Origin of the sequence: Streptomyces tubercidicus, from assembly GCF_027497495.1 — a bacterium.
GTDB classification, from domain to species: Bacteria; Actinomycetota; Actinomycetes; order Streptomycetales; family Streptomycetaceae; genus Streptomyces; species Streptomyces tubercidicus.
The window spans coordinates 4,733,672-4,746,367 of the sequence record NZ_CP114205.1 but is presented as its reverse complement, the minus strand read 5'-3'; the positions used below and the strand labels follow the sequence as shown (position 1 = coordinate 4,746,367).

Genomic DNA, 12,696 nt, shown 5'->3' with positions numbered 1-12,696 from the left:
CCCCGGGCCTTGGCTGAGGCCGGGGCCGCCCCCGGGCCTTGGCTGACCCCGCGCATCACCGGCCCCCGCGCCACCCCCGACGCCGCCGTCCGCCGTTCCGGTTGCCGCGGGCGGCGCCCTGGTGTCGCCTGGACAGGAGGGCAGCGGGGGAAACCGAGAGGAGCCCGCCATGGACCAGCACGCCCAGCGGCACGGCGCGAGGGCCGCCCGCTCCCACGGCACCGTCGAACCCGAACACGGCGCGACGGCCGGCCCCCGTGCCCTGGAGCGGGCCCCGGGAAGGGCCGGAATGAAGGAGCGGGCCAAGCACATCCCGGCGACCGTGACGCTGCCGATCATCACGGCGCTCGCCTTCGGCTGCTTCATCGTCTTCCGCACCCACACCGCGGGCATCAAAGGCGGCCCGGCCATGCTGTACGGGCTGTCCGGGGCCGTGGTCTCGGGAGCGCTGGGCCTGGTGGTGGCCCACTTCCAGTCGACCCTGATCACCGAGACCCGGGCGGCCGCCTACGGCGTGCTCTTCGGCTGCTCCCTGGGCTGGGTCTACAGCCTCGGCGGCGAAGCCATCCTCAAGTCGTGCGCCTTCGGGTTCACCATGGGCGCCGTGATGTTCGTCGCCGCCCTCTACGTCTTCCGCACCCACCGCACCCGCGAGCCGCACGGCCTGCACCGGCCGCACCACCCGCACCACCGGGGCGTCGGCGGCGACCGGAGCCGCCGGCTGCCGGTGGCCACCCACTGAAGCGAAGCCCCTGCCCCACGGGGCCACCCCTTGACCTCAACCGCGATTGAGGTTCTAGCGTCGCCGCCATGACCACTCCCTCGCCCTCCCCGACCCCGGAGACCCCGGCCTCGGCCCCGGCGGACGCCACCGGCCAGTCCGCCCCCGGCACCCATGGGAAAGTCTTCACTCCCACGGAGTGCGCCTACCTCGCCGGTCAGCCACTGGCCCGTCTGGCGACCACCGGACCCGACGGCGGCCCACAGGTGCGCCCGGTCGGCTTCGTGCTCAACGACGACGACACCCTCGACATCGGCGGGCCCACGATGCGCCGCACCCAGAAGTACCGCAACGCGCAGGCCCGCCCCGAAGTCTCCCTGCTCATCGACGACATGGCCCCGGCCGACGACCCGGTCGCACCGGGCTGGGGCCGCGGCGTGGAGATCCGCGGCCGCGCCGAACTGCTGACCCTCGACGCGCCCCCGATGGCCCCCGACTTCTTCAGCAACGACGTGCTCCGCGTCCATCCATGCCGCGTCATCGCCTGGCACCTCGAAGCTGACGACGGCCGCTCACAGAGCCGCGACGTCGGCTGAGCGCGGGCCGCCCCTCCTGACTCCACGTATCGCGTCACTCCACGTATCGCGCCGGTTCGTGGGACGTCCGCCGGATGGTGCGCGGCGCCCGGCCCGGCGCCCAGGTCTCCACCACCACGTACGGGGCCTCGGTGGACGTCCGCACCACTTCTGTCAGCTCCGCCCGGAAGAGATGGAACGGCTCCGGCGGCCCCACCGCCGCCGCATAGCGCGCGACCAGTCCGGGGTCGGTCACCTCCACCGCCCGCCCGGACACCCGTACGTCCCCGCCGGCGAGATCCGTGCCCGGCCCTGGATTCGCATGCAGCGAGAACCGGGGGTCGCGCCGCAGATCGACCACCTTGAGCGAGCCGGTCATCATGCCCAGCCACAGTTCCCCGTACCGGAAGTCCGCCTCCAGACCGGTGAGCCGGGGCGCACCGTCCTTCCGTACGGTCGCCAGAACGTGATGCCGATACGCCCCGAACCTCTCCCGCACCCGCCGGGCAAGTTCCGGAACCGCCGCCTCCACCCCCGACCAGCCAACCGCCTCGCCCACGCCGCTCTCCCCGTCTGCCGCACCTCTGCTCTCAGCCGTCATGGGAGCACCCTCCCCCCGATACCCGACACCTTCTGTCCGGTATGGAGAACCTGGTTTGGAGAAACCGGTCTGGAGAACCCGGTAGGCAGACGGGAAGCAGGGCCCGGCGACGCCGCCGCACCCCGTCCCCGGCTCCCGCCGGCGCCCTCCACCACGGCCTTACGACCAGCGCCGTAAGCCGCCGCCGCCCAGCGGTGTAGGCCGAAAGCCCGTTACGCGACGGCATTCGCCATACCTAGCCTCGGGCCATGGACACGACGAACGGCACGCTCGACGAAGCCCTGTTACGACTGCACACCTCCGGCCCCGAGTTCGCGGGCTATCTCAGCAACCACGGACCGATGGCCGTGGAAGCCATGATCCGCAACGGGCAGGCCCGGACCGTCCACCGCTGGCTCGACGCCTACGCGCACAAGTTGGAGGACGTACCGGCTCCCCGAACCCGTATCACCGACGCCAACTGGCAACAGGCGCTGGGCGATCCGGGCCGCGTCACGGACTGGACCCGCTACTTCACCGAGCAGAGCGCCGAACACCCCTGGCGCGAGCTGCTCGCCGCATGGTGGCCACGGCTGCTGCCGGGCATCGCGGGCGCCGCCACTCACCCCGTCATCCGTGTGGGCCATGCCGTACGCAGCCTGCTGGTGGAGGGCGAGAATGCTGCCCGGACAGCGGAGTTCGCGCACGCACTCGGCTACTGGGCCGCCCGCCATCTGCCGCTGCCCACTGCGGTGCACCCGTCGGGCAGCGCCACCCCGGCAGCTGCGCTGGCCGCCCTCCCCCGGCTCGCCGACCGGCCCACCTCACCGCTGAACGGCTACGCCCAACTGCCCGACACCCCGGGCTGGTTGCGCACCACCGAGTCGCTGCACATCCCCGAAGCCCCCGAGGCCGCACGCGACGGCCTGGCCGCCCTGGTGCGCGCCGCCACTCTCAACTACGCGGACCACGGCCACGGTCACGGCATCCTGCTGGTGCACGCCGCCACCGCGCCGAACGCGGTGCTGCGCACCCTGCCCGCGCTCCCCCGGGAGCTGTGGGCGGGCTCGTACGCGGTGGCCTGGGCGGCGGCCTCGGCGCTCACCACCCTCTACGCCGCGGACGCACCGCGCTCGGCGCCGAACGCCGATACGGTCACCTCCGAGGAGGTGTTCGCGCGGGCGGTCGCCCACGGCAACGAGCATGCGATCAAGTTCGCGGACACCGCGCTGGACGTCGCGGCGGCCTCCGAGGACGGCGACACCCGCGCCCTGTCTGCGGCCCTGAACGCCCTCACACTGATCGACGAGGACGACGACTGACGGACGCCCCGCCCGGCGCCCTCCTCCATCGCCGATGATCAAGCACGCCTTCAATATCAGCACCACAAACATCACCACATCGCCGCTCCACGGCGTCACAATTGACAGTAGTGGAGTGGAGGGCCGCCGCACCGGCACCTCCCTACACTTGAATGCTCAAACGTCAGGATTTGGGTGCAATTTGACGTTGTTAAAACTTAAATAACTCTCCAAGTGGTGAGAGAGTGGATGGTATGAGCAACGAATCCGCAGCCGAGCCACGCTGGCTCAGTGACGAGGAGCAATTTGCCTGGCAGTGCTACCTCCACGCCACCACGCTCCTGGAGGACCACCTCGACCGCCAGCTGCAACGGGACGCCGGCATGCCGCACGTTTATTACGGCCTGCTCGTCCAGCTCTCCCGTGCGCCGCGGCGCCGGATGCGGATGACCGAGCTGGCGCAGAACGCCAAGATCACCCGCTCCCGCCTCTCGCATGCGGTCGCGCGCCTGGAGAAGAACGGCTGGGTACGGCGCGAGAACTGCCCGTCCGACAAGCGGGGCCAGAACGCCCTCCTCACGGATGAGGGGATGCGGGTCCTGGAGAAGGCCGCGCCCGGACATGTCGCCGCCGTACGCTCCGCGATCTTCGACCGTCTCTCCCCGGAGCAGATTGGCCAACTGGCCGAGATCTGCCAGGTGATGACCGAAGGACTGCAACCGAAAGGCGCCGACCTCCCCTGGCTGCGCTGAGGGATCAGCGGAACCGGGAGGCCGACGCCGGTGGTCGTACGGCTGATGCCGGTGGCCGGGCGGCCGTACGACCCGTAGGGGAGCCCGTACGGGCCGTAGGGAACGGCTTACGGCCCGTAGGGGAACGCCGTACGGGCCGCCCCCCGGCTGCTCAGTGCACCCTCAGTTCAGTGCACCATCACCGGAACCTGAAGCTCACCGTCCTCCTCGGACGAGCCCAGGACCGTGCCCTCGCCCTCACCCTCGGCGGAGGAGGCCGCCGGCGAACCGGCACCCGGCCGCCCGGTGTTGATGAAGGTGAAGGCGATCACGCCCGCCAGGGCCAGGATGCCGACCGCCCACCAGATAGCGGTGGAGTAGCCGTGCACCATCGACTGGAGCTTGAGCAGGTCGGCCGAGCGCGCACCGGCCGCGTGCGAGGTGGCGTACGCGGTGGTGGCGCTGGCCGCGATGGTGTTCAGCAGGGCCGTACCGATCGCGCCGCCCACCTGCTGGGAGGTGTTGACCATCGCGGAGGCGACCCCGGCATCGCGCGGCTGGACACCGTGCGTGGCCAGCGACATGGCCGGCATGAACGCCGTACCCATGCCCAGGCCCATCAGCAGGAAGCCGGGCAGGATCAGCGCCGGGTAGGACGTGTCGAGATCGATCTGGGTCAGCACCAGCATGCCCAGCGCGGCGACCGTGAAGCCGGGCGCCATCAGCAGCCGCGGCCGGACGCGGGTCATCAGCCGGGCGCCGATCTGCGTGGAGCCGGTGATCATGCCGACGATCATCGGGAGGAAGGCCAGACCGGTAGTGACCGGCGTGTAGCCCTTCACGATCTGCAGGTAGTAGGTCAGGAAGAGGAAGAGCCCGAACATGCCGATCACGGCCAGGCCCAGCGAGGCGTAGACACCGGCGCGGTTCCGCTCCATGACCACTCGCAGCGGCAGCAGCGGTGCCCGCACCCTGGACTCGACCAGGACGAACGCCAGCAGCAGGACGGCGGCCGCCGCGAACAGGCCGAGGGTCGGGCCGGCCAGCCAGCCGTCCGACTCGGCGCGGGTGAAGCCGTAGACCAGCGAGACCAGGCCGAGGGTGGCCAGGATGACGCCGGGGACGTCCAGCCGGGAAGGGTTACGGCCACCCGCGGGCTCCCGGATGACCAGGAAGGCACCGGTCGCGGCGATCACGGCGAACGGGATGTTGACGAAGAACGTCCAGCGCCAGTTCATGTACTCGGTCAGCACGCCGCCGAGGATCAGTCCCACGGCGCCACCGCCACCGGCGATCGCACCGAAGATGCCGAACGCCTTGGCGCGCTCCTTGGCCTCGGTGAAGGTCACCGCCAGCAGCGACAGCGCGGCCGGTGCCAGCAGCGCACCGAAGACGCCCTGGAGCGCACGTGCGCCCAGCAGCATCCCCTGTCCGGACGCGGCACCGCCGAGCGCGGAGGCGACCGCGAAGCCGATGAGCCCGACGATGAACGTCCGCTTCCGGCCCCACAGGTCGGCGACGCGCCCGCCGAAGAGCAGCAGACCGCCGAAGGCCAGCGCGTAGGCGGTGATCACCCACTGCCGGTTGGCGTCGGTGATACCGAGATCCTGCTGGGCGGAGGGCAGCGCGATGTTCACGATGGTCGCGTCGAGGACGACCATCAGCTGGGCGAGCGCGATGAATATCAGCGCTTTCCAGCGCCGGGGATCGACGGATGGGGCGGTTTCAGGCATGGGGGTATCCACCTAGTGGTGCGGTGAGCGAACGGGAGCTAGGACGGGGCGGGTGGGGTGCCCGTCAGCGCGGCGACGGACGGGGCGTAGGAGCGAACAGGGGGCGGAGCGGACGGGGCTCGGACTGAGGGGAGGGGAGCAGACGGGATAGGGCAGACGGGAGAGGGGACGCTGCGGGCCGGGCGACAGATGCCGCCACCGCGGCCCGCGCTCCCCGTTTTACGAGCGGCGCCTCAGGTCGTCCAAAGTGGCGGCGGCGCCGGGGAGTTCGGAGCGGGCGGGAGCCTGCAGACCGTCCAGGAACAGTTGCAGATGCCGGTGCACGAACTGGTCGAAGTTCCCGCAGCGGCTGCCCGGCAGCGGCCGGGTGAGCTGGGTGAGCGCGACCATCAGATCACCGACGGCGATATCGGTACGCAGCCGGCCACTGTCGCGTGCGGCGGCCATGACGGCCTCGACGGCTGCCTCCAGCCGGTCCCGCGCCGCGACCAGATCGGGGTGGTCCCGGTCCACGCCGTCGGCGAGCAACGGACACAGCGCCCCGATCCGCTCCTCCACGGCAGCGTGGACGAAACGCCTCAGCGCTTGGAAGGCATCGGACTCCTCGGCAAGGGCACTCTCCGCGCGGTCCGCGGTACGGGACATCACGGAGAGCGTGACGTGGTGGATCAACTCCAGGCGATCAGCGAAGTGACGATAGAGCGTCGCGTTACCGACACCCGCGCGTCGAGCGATTTCGTCCAGCGGGACCTCGGCCCCGAACTCGACCATCGTCTCGCGGGCGGCCGCGACGATCCGCTCCCGGTTGCGCAGCGCATCGGCCCGCAGCCGGGGCTGCTGCTCCTGCTCCGCCGGCTTCCCGGAATTCCCGGTTTTCGCGGGCTTCGCGGGCTTCCCGGTCTTCGCGGATGCGGCGGCGGCAGCGGCGGTCACGGCAGCTCACCTCTCTCGTCTCTCGGCGCTGGTCGGTCAGGTGGTCGGCGCGAACCGGGGAACAGCTCCCCGGTTTCCCGTACGCCTGGTTAAACGGGGAAGCCGTCCCCGGATATTTCCCACCCGCCACGTGACCCGCACCACACACTCCAAACCCGCCCGCCCCGCCGCTACGCCCCACCCCACCCCGTCATGACTCCAGTTGACGTAACCCGGCGCGCGAGCGATCACCTCCCGACACAAGGTGATCGATATGAAGCACAAGGTATCCGCGGTGCTGGCCGCAGGCGCGGCCACGGCGGCCGCAGCCATAGCCCTGGGCTCACCGCCCAGCGCCGTGGCCATACCCTCGGCGCCCGGCGCCCCGCCGCGCGGCCCGTGCGCCCTGCGCGGCATCAGCGACGATGTCGCCGAATCCACCGACACCCCGGCCGGTTTCTCCCGCTCGTCCGGCACCGTAGAGGCGCTCACCCTCTTCATCGACTTCCCGGACGCCCGCGCCACGATGTCCCCCCGCGCCCGCTTCGCCGAGTTCTTCCCGGCCGCGACGGACTACTTCCGCACCAGCTCGTACGGCAGGCTGACGTACCGCGCCAGGCCCCTGTTCCGGTGGATCCACATGTCACGGCCGCTCGCGGCGTACGGCATCCAGCGCGGCGCCGGCTTCGACCCGGCCTCGGACGGCGGCTACCACGCGCTCTCCCGGGAGGTCGTACGCGCCGTCGACCCGCTCGTCGACTTCCGCGACTACGACGTCATCAACATCATCGCCACCCCCAACGCGGGGCCGCCCGCCACCCGTACGGTCCTTTCGGTCACCTTCAGCGGCGGCGACATGGGGCTGAGGACCGCCGACGGGGTGCCGTTCCGGAACGCGTCCTTCATCTGGAGCCGGCAGACCGGGGCGAGCGCCTTCCGGGTCCTCAACCACGAGAACGCCCACAGCTTCGGCCTGCCCGACCTCTACTTCACGGACGGCCGCGACGCCCCGCCCCCGGCAGGCCACTGGGACCCGATGGACGAGGACTGGGGGCCGAGCAATGACTTCGTCGGCTGGCACAAGTGGAAGCTCGGCTGGCTCTCCGCCGATCAGGTGCACTGCGCCCCCCACCGCGGGACACCCGGCGAACACACCCTCACCCCGGTCTCCGCCCCGGACGGCACCAAGATCGTGGTCATCCCGACCTCACCGCACACCGCCCTGGTCGCCGAGGCCCGCACCCGCGGCCTGCTGGACCCGACGGTCTGCCGCCCCGGCATCCTCATCTACCGCGTCGCCACCCACGTCCCCTCGGGCCGCGGCCCGCTCCGCATCGTGGACGCCACCCCGCACAGCGGCGGCTGCTACCGCGACAACAAATACGTCGACCCGGAACTGACCGACGCCACCTTCCGCCCCGGCGACACCTACACGGACCGCACCAGCGGCGCCGCCGTCACGGTCCTGACGGAGAATCCGGACGGCACGTATCGCGTACGGGTGACACCGGCCCGGGGGTAGCCCTTCGGTGCGCAGCCCTTCCGCGGGGCCCTTCCGTGGGGGCCCTTCCGTAGGGGCCCTTCCGTGGGGGCCCTTCCGTAGGGGCCCTTCCGTAGGGGCCCTTCCGCGCGTGGTCCGTCGTGGGCAGGCCGGGAACTACTCTCCGCCCCCTTCCTCCCGCCAATGCCGCCGCCCGATGCTGATCAGCCGCAGCTGACGCCGCGCCACCCGTACGACCCGCTCAGCCGCCCCCTCAGAGCCGGCCGCGCCCCCCGCGCCGGCCACGCCGTCCGCCCCTTCCGCATCGTCCGCCTCGGCATCGAGCAGCGCCGCGGCCGTCGTCACCAGCCGGTCCACATACAACTCGGCCAGCATCCGCACATCGTCATCGCACCAGCCTTCCGACACCGGCTGGGACTTGAGCGCCGCCGCGACCTCCTCCGCGAACCGGTCCATCTCCCCCGCGATGGCCAGCCGCACATCCCGCACCCCACCGTGCCGCTCGCGCGCCACGAACCGGATGTGCAGCGGATGGTGCCGCACATGCTGCTGTACGACCGCGACCGTACGGTCGATCCGCTCCTCGGCCCCGTCCTGCTCGGCGAGGATCGCCCGCACCATCACATGCAGGCTCCCCAGCGCCTCCTCGACCAGCGCGACACCCAGCTCCCCCATGTCCTTGAAGTGCCGGTAGAACGCGGTCGGGGCGACCCCCACCACCCGTGTGACCTCCCGCAGCCCCAGGCTGCTCAGGCTCTGCTCCTCCAACAGCCCGAGCGCCGCATCGAGCAACGCCTGACGGGTCTTCTGTTTCTGGACCTGCCGCACTCCAAGACTGTGACTCATGTCATCCAGTAAACAACCGTTCTCTGAACTACTCCACCCCCGGGCGGTCGTAGACTGAAGGAACTGAGTGAACAACTGTCCTCTGGAATCGGAAAGGAAGATCATGCTCTTCCTCGTCGCAGCCCTCCTCCTGATGGGGATCCTGCTGGGCACCGCGGCACACCTCCCCGTCCCCGTCACCCTGGTCGCGGCCGCCGTCATCGCCGGCTGGCTGCTCGTCTTCTTCCTCCGCGAACGCCGCCACCACGACGAGGTGACCTCCCGATGACCACGCTCAGCGCACCCCTGCGGACGACTCCGGCCACGCCGAATCCGGCCACGCCGAACAAGACCGCCGGCCCGGCCACCTCCCCCCGCCGCTCCCAGGCGGACGGCATGGCCGTGGCCTCCTTCATCCTCGGCCTGCTCGGCACCCTGGTCCTCAACCTCCTCCTCGGCCCCTGCGCCCTGGTGCTCGGCAGCCTGGCCCTTGCCCGCGGCACCCACCGCCGCGGCCGCGCCCTCCTGGGCCTCACCCTCGGCGCCGCCGACCTGCTCCTCCTCGCCCTCCTCACCACGACGGACGGCACCATCAGCTGGCACATCGGCGGCTGATCCCCGAACCCGGCCACGGCTCGCCGGAGCCACGGCCGGGACCGAGGCGCATCCTCAACTCACCTCTCGTTACCCGCACGCAGCCACCCGATGTAGTCACTCACGGCCCGCTCGGTGTCGTACTCCGCCCGATAGCCGGTGTCTTCCTGGAGACGACCGATATCGAGAACCATGTGCGGTCCACCGCCCCCGGCAGGGAGGCCGACCCGGGCACCAGGGACCACCCCCCTGATCGCTTCGACGATCTGGGCGTTGGTCGTGGCCCGGCCGGAACCGACGTTGTACGTACGGTGGTTCAGCCTGCCCGCGAGCTGGAGCAGGGCGATCGCCCGCCCGGTGTCCTTCACATAGCTGAGGTCGAGCCCGTCCTCGGCGAAGGCCGGCCCCATGAGGTGGGAGAGGTCCGGGACGGTGCCACGGGCGGCAGCGTGGATGAGGGCGGGCGCGGCGAAGAACGGATCCGGGTGCCCGAGCGGGCCCCACGTACCGGAGATCCGATAGTTGACGATGTCGACACCCGTGGCATCGGCGAGGAATCCGCCCAGCAGTTCACCGACCTTCTTGAAGGTGGGGATCGAGACGGCTGCGCTCATCGCCAGCGGAGCGTCCTCGCGCAGCGGCCCATCACCCCCGGCGCCGAAGTAGACCCCGATCGTGCTGGCGACACCCAGCCGCCGCACGCCCCACTCCTGCGCCGCCTCCACGACGTTCAGCAGTCCGCCGAGCGCCTGCCGTGTCGCCTCAACCGGCTCCTCAGGGACGGGAGGCCAGGGAAAGGACCCGGCCAGGTGCACGATGCCCGTGATGCGATGGCGCCGGCCGATCGCGAGCAGGGCATCGCGATCGGTGATATCCGCCCGCTCCACCGCCACCCGCGCCCCGTCAAGTACGGCCGGGAGCTCAGAGGCGCGGCGCTGCACCACCACACAGTCTTCGCCCAGGTCCAGCAGCGCTCGCACGGTATGCGATCCGATGAAGCCGAGACCTCCGGTGACGAGGATCATCGCCCGCCCCTTCCGTGGCCGTCCTGATCTGACTTGCTCGCCAACTTCCCCAGCGGGCTGGGCTCTTCCTCCAGCGCGCTGACCGCCGCCTGCCAACTGGCGTCCTCGGGATGGAGTGCGCTGCGCAGGAATGCCGTGCTGAGCCGCTGAATCAGAGCGACGCGCGCGGGACTCTCATCCGTCGTCTCGGCGACCTCGTACCCGGGGATGCCCCCGAGTGAGTGCTCCGCCCCGAACAGCGTGAGCAGGCTCTTGCTCCCCGGGCTGTGGGTGTAGGGGTCGGTGAACCAGTCCGGCCCACGGGTGGAGAGAGGAGACCGGTCGCTGTCCCCGGCGACGATGAGGGCCGGCGCGGTCATGCCGTCAAAGGACGGCCTCATAAAGGGAAGGTTCTCGACAGCGAACGGCGTCAGGTCATCCCCCAGCCCGGTCAGCGCGAGCAATACACCCGCTGTGACGCGGTGATCGGACAGGTCCTCTCCCGCCACACCATCGGCGTCGAGAACCCTCGCCCCCAGCAGCGCACTCGCCGTCTGAGCTCCCCAGGAGTGACCAGCCACCGCGACCCGACTGCCATCGACGCGCCCACTGAGCCCCGGCACAGCAGCTTCCAGCACGTCGAGCCCGTCCAGCACCCGCGTGAGGTCTTCTATCCGATAGCGCCAGATCCGCGGCGTACGGGGATCCTCGGCAGGCAGCCCGAGCGTCCTGGAGTCGAGGTGGGTGGGCTGCACGACCACAAACCCCTGCGCGGCCCAGAAGTCCGCCAACGGCGCGTAGCCGTTCATCGACCAGCCGAAGCCATGCGAGAACACGATGACGGGCAGATCGCCGCCGATCGCGGGGGCGGACACCCGCACCTGGAGATCCACCCCACGCCCCGGAGCCCGCAGAACAACCGGCTTCACGGATACCACCGCGCCAGGCGCACCCACAGGCTCCTGCCCATCCGCGCCACGCGAGCCGGATTCGGAGCCGAACGTGTCGTCCATGGAAGTGCCTTCCGTTCGTTTTCTTCTGGCCGCGAGGGCAGCAGACGGCCTGGTCACCGACCCTCCGCTCTGCCATCATGACCGAACCGGAACATCGCTCCGTTAACGATACGGAGCGCTGTTCCGCTTCGCAAGCCCCCTCCCGGGTTATGCGTATGGGTCATGGATCATGGGTCATCGGTCACGGAAGGAGTGCCGCAGTGAACGACAGCGGCCAGGGCACGGGAAGCACAGCCGGGTCCAAGCGCAAGGACGCCCGGCGCAATCAGCAGACCCTGCTGGAAGCGGCAGCCGCGGTCTTCGTCGCCTCGGGCGTGGAAGCGCCGGTGCGCGACATCGCAGCCGAGGCAGGCGTCGGCATGGGCACGATCTACCGCCACTTCCCCACCCGGGCGGACCTGATCATCGCGGTCTACCGCCACCAGGTCGACGCCTGCGCCGAGGCCGGCCCGGCCCTGCTGGCGACCAGCCCGTCACCGCACGCCGCCCTCGGACAGTGGGTCGACCAGTTCGTCGACTTCCTGGCCACCAAGCACGGCCTGGCCGCCGCCATGCAGGCCGACAACGCCGGCTTCGAAACGCTGCACGCTTACTTCCTCGACCGCCTCCTGCCGGTCTGCACCCAGCTCCTCGACGCCGCCACCACCGCGGGCGAAATCCACACCGGCCTCGACGCGTACCAACTCATGCGCGGCATCGGAAACCTCTGCATCGGCGCCGAAAACGACCCCCACTACGACGCACGCCCCCTGGTGGCCCTCCTCATCACCGGACTACGCACAGGCCACTAATTCGGCGAACCGACGGCGCCGGCACGGAGAGCGAGCGGACCGACGACTATCGGCCTTGCAGCCCCAAGAAGCAGCAGCCGGTTGCCGTTCCCACGACATTCCTCGGGAGGATTCCTTCCGCATCCCCACCCGGCGAGACCCCTCACAGAAATCACACTTCACCGCTCGCTAAATTCCGGCAAAAACTGGCGCGCGCTGCACAGGATCCCCCGAGCGATCCACGCACACCTCCCCGGAGAGCTATCCGGAATTCTCGCTACCGCTACCCATGTGAGGCGCCCGATTCCGGTTGACGCGCCGCCCTGCCCGTTTTGCGGTGTTTCAGCGAAAGGAATCGGCCCCTTTCCGCCCGCGACCCCCGCCCCTTCGGGCACCCCTTCGCACACCCCGGGGAAGGGCCGTACCTGGCCCATAC

General features: G+C 70.5%; 14 protein-coding genes. 8 read left to right on the top strand and 6 right to left on the bottom strand.

Going from position 1 to position 12,696, the window contains the following annotated elements:
* Nucleotides 1-169 precede the first annotated feature (169 nt).
* Together STRTU_RS20750 and STRTU_RS20745 are read left to right on the top strand one after the other, a co-directional pair.
* A complete protein-coding gene (locus tag STRTU_RS20750) occupies nucleotides 170-742 on the top strand; it encodes a hypothetical protein (RefSeq protein ID WP_159745013.1) in 573 nt (190 codons plus the stop codon).
* Nucleotides 743-810: 68 nt separating this feature from the next.
* Nucleotides 811-1,317: a PPOX class F420-dependent oxidoreductase gene (locus tag STRTU_RS20745; protein WP_159745011.1), complete on the top strand. Its 507-nt coding sequence runs from the start codon at nucleotides 811-813 to the stop codon at nucleotides 1,315-1,317.
* Between the two features lie 34 nt (nucleotides 1,318-1,351).
* Here the strand turns inward: STRTU_RS20745 and STRTU_RS20740 are convergent, their stop codons facing one another.
* A complete protein-coding gene (locus STRTU_RS20740; RefSeq protein ID WP_159745009.1) occupies nucleotides 1,352-1,897 on the bottom strand; it encodes a pyridoxamine 5'-phosphate oxidase family protein in 546 nt (181 codons plus the stop codon).
* 248 nt (nucleotides 1,898-2,145) lie between these two features.
* Between STRTU_RS20740 and STRTU_RS20735 the strand changes: the two genes are divergently transcribed.
* Nucleotides 2,146-3,198, top strand: a complete 1,053-nt coding sequence (locus STRTU_RS20735) for a questin oxidase family protein (RefSeq protein ID WP_159745007.1) — start codon at nucleotides 2,146-2,148, stop codon at nucleotides 3,196-3,198.
* A 233-nt stretch (nucleotides 3,199-3,431) separates the two neighbouring features.
* Entirely contained in the window at nucleotides 3,432-3,929 is a 498-nt protein-coding gene (locus STRTU_RS20730; protein ID WP_159745005.1) for a MarR family winged helix-turn-helix transcriptional regulator, read from the top strand.
* Between the two features lie 167 nt (nucleotides 3,930-4,096).
* On the opposite strand, the gene STRTU_RS20725 is transcribed toward STRTU_RS20730, so the two are convergent.
* Both STRTU_RS20725 and STRTU_RS20720 read right to left on the bottom strand, forming a co-directional pair.
* A complete protein-coding gene (locus STRTU_RS20725) occupies nucleotides 4,097-5,641 on the bottom strand; it encodes an MFS transporter (protein ID WP_159745003.1) in 1,545 nt (514 codons plus the stop codon).
* A 219-nt stretch (nucleotides 5,642-5,860) separates the two neighbouring features.
* On the bottom strand, nucleotides 5,861-6,469 hold the full coding sequence (locus STRTU_RS20720; protein ID WP_159747102.1) for a TetR/AcrR family transcriptional regulator: 609 nt from the start codon (nucleotides 6,467-6,469) through the stop codon (nucleotides 5,861-5,863).
* A gap of 358 nt (nucleotides 6,470-6,827) precedes the next feature.
* Here STRTU_RS20720 and STRTU_RS20715 point away from each other — a divergent pair, with 358 nt between their 5' ends.
* Complete coding sequence (locus STRTU_RS20715; protein WP_159745001.1) at nucleotides 6,828-8,075, top strand: M6 family metalloprotease domain-containing protein; 1,248 nt, start codon at nucleotides 6,828-6,830, stop codon at nucleotides 8,073-8,075.
* 135 nt (nucleotides 8,076-8,210) lie between these two features.
* Here STRTU_RS20715 and STRTU_RS20710 read toward each other — a convergent pair whose 3' ends face one another.
* Nucleotides 8,211-8,900: a TetR family transcriptional regulator gene (locus STRTU_RS20710; protein ID WP_159744999.1), complete on the bottom strand. Its 690-nt coding sequence runs from the start codon at nucleotides 8,898-8,900 to the stop codon at nucleotides 8,211-8,213.
* Nucleotides 8,901-8,967: 67 nt separating this feature from the next.
* Here STRTU_RS20710 and STRTU_RS20705 point away from each other — a divergent pair, with 67 nt between their 5' ends.
* Nucleotides 8,968-9,168 (top strand): hypothetical protein, encoded by a 201-nt coding sequence (locus STRTU_RS20705; RefSeq protein ID WP_148593489.1) that lies wholly within the window; start codon nucleotides 8,968-8,970, stop codon nucleotides 9,166-9,168.
* A complete protein-coding gene (locus STRTU_RS20700) occupies nucleotides 9,165-9,494 on the top strand; it encodes a hypothetical protein (RefSeq protein WP_159744997.1) in 330 nt (109 codons plus the stop codon). Before STRTU_RS20705 ends, STRTU_RS20700 begins: the two co-directional genes overlap by 4 nt.
* 59 nt (nucleotides 9,495-9,553) lie before the next feature.
* On the opposite strand, the gene STRTU_RS20695 is transcribed toward STRTU_RS20700, so the two are convergent.
* Nucleotides 9,554-10,498, bottom strand: coding sequence for an NAD-dependent epimerase/dehydratase family protein (locus STRTU_RS20695; RefSeq protein ID WP_159744995.1), 945 nt, complete (start codon nucleotides 10,496-10,498; stop codon nucleotides 9,554-9,556).
* Nucleotides 10,495-11,490, bottom strand: coding sequence for an alpha/beta hydrolase family protein (locus STRTU_RS20690; RefSeq protein WP_159744993.1), 996 nt, complete (start codon nucleotides 11,488-11,490; stop codon nucleotides 10,495-10,497). The genes STRTU_RS20695 and STRTU_RS20690 overlap by 4 nt, the downstream gene beginning before the upstream one ends.
* 200 nt (nucleotides 11,491-11,690) lie before the next feature.
* Here STRTU_RS20690 and STRTU_RS20685 point away from each other — a divergent pair, with 200 nt between their 5' ends.
* Nucleotides 11,691-12,281, top strand: coding sequence for a TetR/AcrR family transcriptional regulator (locus STRTU_RS20685; RefSeq protein WP_246240911.1), 591 nt, complete (start codon nucleotides 11,691-11,693; stop codon nucleotides 12,279-12,281).
* The last annotated feature ends 415 nt before the right edge of the window (nucleotides 12,282-12,696 follow it).